We start from the raw sequence: 4,421 nt of genomic DNA, 5'->3' as shown, positions 1-4,421 counted from the left end.
CCCAGCAGGTGCTCGACGAGCCGCTGCCGCCCGATGCGCCCCCACGTGTCGTCGTCCCCGTCCGCGAGGCGTCCGAGCGCGAGCGCGATCGCGCCCTGCTCGAGCACGCTGGTCCGCCCGGCCGGATGCGTCGGCCCGGGCAGCGCGATGAGGTGACCCCAGCGGATGCCGCGAGCCTCGACGGGCACGATGAGCCAGTCGTCGGCGCCGTGCACGCCGGCGGTGCCGCGCGTCGACCGACGGTGCGCGTCGCGCGAGCGCAGTTGCCAGCCCGAGAGCACCTCCTCCTCCGACTCCGGCGGGAGGTCGGCCGCGACGACCTCGTGCGCGAGGTTCTCGAGCAGCACCGGCGCCGCGAGGGTCTGCGCGAGCTGCTGCACGATGTAGTCCGCCGGCGCTCCGCGCAGGGCGAGCGCCGTGAAGCGCTCCCGCACCTCGTCGCGGGCGTGCAGCGCCGCAGTCTGCTCGGAGATGATCCGCCGGTGCACCGCCTGCGTCAGCCCGACGAACTTCACCTCGCGGTGGAGCGCCGCGAGCGCCAGCCCGTGCTGGGCCGCGGCCCGGTGCACGACCGCCGGGACGTACCGGTAGTGCGCGCCGAGCTCGAGCACGAGCCCCGAGACGCCGACCTCGACGAGCCCCGCGATGAAGGCTCGCAACTCCTCGGGCTCGGTCGGCCAGCCCGACCCGGTGGAGAGCAGCAGCTCGCCGCCGTCGAGCAGGCGCGCCACGCCCGCACTGTCCGAGACGTGGACCCAGCGCACGCGCGCGTCGAGCGCGGCGTCGCCGACCAGGACCTCCGGCACACCCGCCGCGACCGCGTCGAGCGCGAGGATCTCGCGGACCGTGGGCAGCGCGTCATCCGTGGCCTGAGCCGTCGGGGCCAGGCTCGGACGATCCGTTCGATCTGCTTCGTCTTCGCGACGCTCTGGCATCGGTTCGGCCTCTCTGCCTCTGTAAGACTGGGGAAACGCCAGCTTAGACGACGTCGGTCGATCTGTCCGATCCCGAGGTTCGAGCCGGCACGCCACCCTGCGACGCGGTGCCGAGGCATCCGTCGTCACGACTCCCCGAAGGACTGCCATGAGCCTCACCGAGACCGCCTCATCGCCCGCCGCGACCACCGACGTGCCGCAGCTCGGACACTGGATCGACGGGGCGCTGCGCGCGTCCACGTCGGGGCGGACCGCACCCGTGTTCAACCCGGCGACGGGTGCCGTGCAGGCCGAGGTCGGCCTCGCGGACCAGGCCGAGATCGACGAGGCGATCGCATCCGCGCAGCGCGGGTTCGAGGCGTGGAGCGGCTACTCGATCGCCAAGCGCCAGGGCGTGCTCTTCGCGTTCCGCGAGCTGCTGAACTCGCGCAAGGGCGAGCTGGCCGAGATCATCACGCGCGAGCACGGCAAGGTCCTCTCCGACGCGATGGGCGAGATCCTCCGCGGCCAGGAGGTCGTGGAGCTCGCCACCGGCTTCCCGCACCTGATCAAGGGCGCGTTCTCCGAGAACGCCTCCAACGGCATCGACGTGTACTCGCTGAAGCAGCCGCTCGGCGTCGTCGGCGTCATCTCGCCGTTCAACTTCCCCGCCATGGTGCCGATGTGGTTCTTCCCCATCGCGATCGCCGCGGGCAACGCGGTGGTGCTCAAGCCCTCCGAGAAGGACCCGTCGGCCGCGCTGTGGCTCGCCGAGCTCTGGAAGGAGGCCGGCCTGCCCGACGGCGTGTTCACCGTGCTGCAGGGCGACAAGCTCGCCGTCGACGGCCTCCTCACCAGCCCGGTCGTGCAGTCGATCTCGTTCGTCGGCTCGACGCCGATCGCGCAGTACATCTACGAGACCGCGTCCAAGCACGGCAAGCGCGTGCAGGCCCTCGGCGGGGCGAAGAACCACATGCTCGTCCTCCCCGACGCCGACCTCGACCTCGTCGCCGACCAGGCCGTGAACGCAGGCTACGGCGCCGCGGGCGAGCGCTGCATGGCGATCTCGGTCGTGCTGGCCGTCGAGCCCGTCGCCGACGAGCTCATCGAGAAGATCACCGAGCGCATCGGCCGGCTCAGGATCGGCAACGGCGCGGGCACCGACGGCGTCGAGCCCGACATGGGCCCGCTCATCACCGACGTGCACCGCGACAAGGTCTCCTCCTACGTCGACATCGCCGAGGCCGACGGGGCCCGCGTCGTGGTCGACGGCCGCGGGTACACCGTCGACGGCCACGATGACGGCTTCTTCTTCGGCCCCACCCTGCTCGACCAGGTGCCGACCACGAGCCGCGCCTACACCGAGGAGATCTTCGGCCCGGTGCTCTCGGTCGTCCGCGTCGCGTCGTACGACGAGGGCCTCGACCTCATCAACTCCGGCCAGTTCGGCAACGGCACCGCGATCTTCACCAACGACGGCGGCGCCGCCCGCCGCTTCCAGAACGAGGTGCAGGTCGGCATGATCGGCATCAACGTGCCGATCCCCGTCCCCGTCGCGTACCACTCCTTCGGCGGCTGGAAGCAGTCGCTGTTCGGCGATGCGAAGGCCTACGGCGTCCACGGCTTCGACTTCTTCACCCGCGAGAAGGCCGTCACCAGCCGCTGGCTCGACCCCGCCACCCACGGCGGCATCAACCTCGGCTTCCCCCAGAACCACTGACCCTCTCCTCTCCTTCCTCCCCTCCGCTCCGCGAAATGACGCGAACGGTCGATCCCGCGCCCGGGAACGACCGTTCGCGTCACCTCACCCGGTCGAAAGGACCCTCATGACCGACACGCTGATCCCGACCGAGGCCGACGAGGCGACGACGGATGCCACGACCGCGGCGTCGTACGTCGACCGCACCGGCACGCGGCGCGCGCTGCCCGACACCGCCGCCGAGGCGCAGGTCCGCGCCGACGACCGCGCCCACGTGTTCCACTCGTGGAGCGCGCAGGCGCTGATCGACCCGCTGCCCGTCGCCGCCGGCGAGGGCGCCACGTTCTGGGACTACCGGGGAAACGCGTACCTCGACTTCTCGTCGCAGCTCGTGAACCTCAACCTCGGCCACCAGCACCCCGACCTCGTGGCGGCGATCCAGGACCAGGCCGGCCGCCTGGCGACGATCCAGCCCTCGATGGCCTCCGACGTGCGGGGCGAGCTCGCCCGCCGCATCGCGGAGGTCGCGCCCGGCGACCTCGACAAGGTGTTCTTCACCAACGGCGGCGCCGACGCGAACGAGTACGCCGTGCGCATGGCGCGCGAGGTGACCGGGCGCCGCAAGGTGCTCTCGATGTACCGCAGCTACCACGGCGGCACCGCCACCGCGATCTCGCTCACGGGCGACCCGCGCCGCTGGCGGAACGAGCCGTCCGACGGCTCGGTCGCGCACTTCCTCGGGCCGTATCCGTACCGCTCGTCGTTCCACTCCGAGTCGGCCGAGCAGGAGACCGAGCGGGCCCTCGCGCACCTCGAGCAGGTCATCACGCTCGAGGGCGCGTCGACGATCGCCGCGATCATCATCGAGACCGTCGTCGGCACCAACGGCGTGCTCGTGCCGCCGCCCGGCTACCTCCAGGGCGTGCGCGCGCTCGCCGACAAGTACGGCATCGTCTACATCGCCGACGAGGTCATGGTCGGCTTCGGCCGCATCGGCGAGTGGTTCGCGGTGAACCACTTCGGCGTGACGCCCGACCTCATCACCTTCGCCAAGGGCGTGAACTCGGGCTACGCACCGCTCGGCGGCGTCGTGATCTCCGAGCGGATCGCCTCGCACTTCGACACCGTGGCGTTCATGGGCGGCCTGACGTACTCGGGGCACCCCCTCGCGTGCGCTCCCGGCGTCGCCACCTTCGAGGTGTTCGAGCGCGACGGCATCCTCGAGCGGGTCCGCGACCTGGGCGCCCGCGTCGTCGGCCCGCGCCTCGCCGAGCTCGCCGAGAAGCACCCGTCGGTCGGCGAGGTCCGCGGACTCGGGCTGTTCTGGGCGATCGAACTCGTCCGCGACCGCGAGACCCGCGAACCGCTCGTGCCGTTCAACGCCGCCGGAGCCGACGCCGCGCCGATGGGCCGGGTCGCCGCGGCCTGCAAGCAGGCGGGCCTCTGGCCGTTCGTGCACTTCAACCGGCTCCACGTCGCGCCCCCGCTCGTCATCAGCGAGGAGGACCTCGTCCGCGGGCTCGACATCATCGACGCGGCGCTCGACGTCGCGGACGCCGAGCTCGCCGCGTAGCGCTCCGCATCCCCGCCCGGAACGCAGCGGGAATCCGGGGTTCACGGCCTCACCGGGGCCGGTTCCCCGGATTCCCTGCGTTCCCGGGCACGGCCGCCGCGTGCCGGGCTGCCCGATGCCGAGCGGCTAGCCTGAGGCACATGGACGCACGGGGGCCCGCAGGGGGGATGCCGCGGCGCGCGTTCCTCGCCGCGAGCCTCGGCGGGCTGGCCGTGACCCTCGCCGCGTGCACCGA

Annotated in this window: 3 protein-coding genes; 2 read left to right on the top strand and 1 reads right to left on the bottom strand. The window is 72.2% G+C overall.

Annotation, left to right across the window (positions count from 1 at the left end):
* The coding region (locus tag ESO86_RS12055; protein ID WP_207207109.1) for a PucR family transcriptional regulator ligand-binding domain-containing protein at nucleotides 1-935 on the bottom strand (935 nt) is incomplete at its 3' end.
* Nucleotides 936-1,083: 148 nt separating this feature from the next.
* Between ESO86_RS12055 and ESO86_RS12050 the strand changes: the two genes are divergently transcribed.
* Both ESO86_RS12050 and ESO86_RS12045 read left to right on the top strand, forming a co-directional pair.
* Nucleotides 1,084-2,634 (top strand): CoA-acylating methylmalonate-semialdehyde dehydrogenase, encoded by a 1,551-nt coding sequence (locus ESO86_RS12050; protein WP_129235250.1) that lies wholly within the window; start codon nucleotides 1,084-1,086, stop codon nucleotides 2,632-2,634.
* Nucleotides 2,635-2,740: 106 nt separating this feature from the next.
* Nucleotides 2,741-4,186, top strand: a complete 1,446-nt coding sequence (locus ESO86_RS12045) for an aspartate aminotransferase family protein (RefSeq protein ID WP_129235249.1) — start codon at nucleotides 2,741-2,743, stop codon at nucleotides 4,184-4,186.
* Nucleotides 4,187-4,421: the final 235 nt, after the last annotated feature.

It is taken from the genome of Agromyces binzhouensis, assembly GCF_004135055.1.
Taxonomy (GTDB): Bacteria; Actinomycetota; Actinomycetes; order Actinomycetales; family Microbacteriaceae; genus Agromyces; species Agromyces binzhouensis.
This window is presented reverse-complemented; position numbering and strand designations above follow the sequence as displayed.